Here is a 448-nt window from a genome sequence, read left to right as displayed (position 1 = left end):
GAGTCCCAGATGCAGGCGCTCATGGCCCTGCGCAATCATGACCTGCCGGCCCTGGAAACCCACTTCAAGGCCCTGTTTGCCGGCCTGCCCCACGACTGGTACCGCAACAACCCCATCGCCCAGTATGAAGGCCATTACGCCAGCGTGTTCTACAGCCACCTGGCCGCCCTGGGGCTGGCCATCACCGTGGAAGATGCCGGCAACACCGGTCGGGTGGACATGACCGTGGATTTCAATGGCCACATCTATCTGTTCGAGTTCAAGGTAGTGGAGCAAGTGCCGGAGGGCAGGGCGCTGCGGCAGCTCCAGGACAAGGGCTATGCCGACAAGTACCAGGGTCAGGGCAAGCCCATCCACCTCATCGGCGTGGAGTTCTCCAGGGAACAGCGCCGGATCATCGCCTTTGACGTGCTGAGCCTTTGATCCGACCGGGCCTGTGAATCGTGGC

General features: G+C 62.3%; 1 protein-coding gene. It reads left to right on the top strand.

Annotation, left to right across the window (positions count from 1 at the left end; translation table 11 throughout):
* Nucleotides 1-423: PD-(D/E)XK nuclease domain-containing protein (locus tag LQD11_RS15445; RefSeq protein WP_238618351.1), on the top strand; the 423-nt coding region annotated here is incomplete at its 5' end.
* Between the last annotated feature and the right edge of the window lie 25 nt (nt 424-448).

The organism is Ectothiorhodospira shaposhnikovii, assembly GCF_022227765.1.
GTDB lineage: Bacteria > Pseudomonadota > Gammaproteobacteria > Ectothiorhodospirales > Ectothiorhodospiraceae > Ectothiorhodospira.
This window is presented reverse-complemented; position numbering and strand designations above follow the sequence as displayed.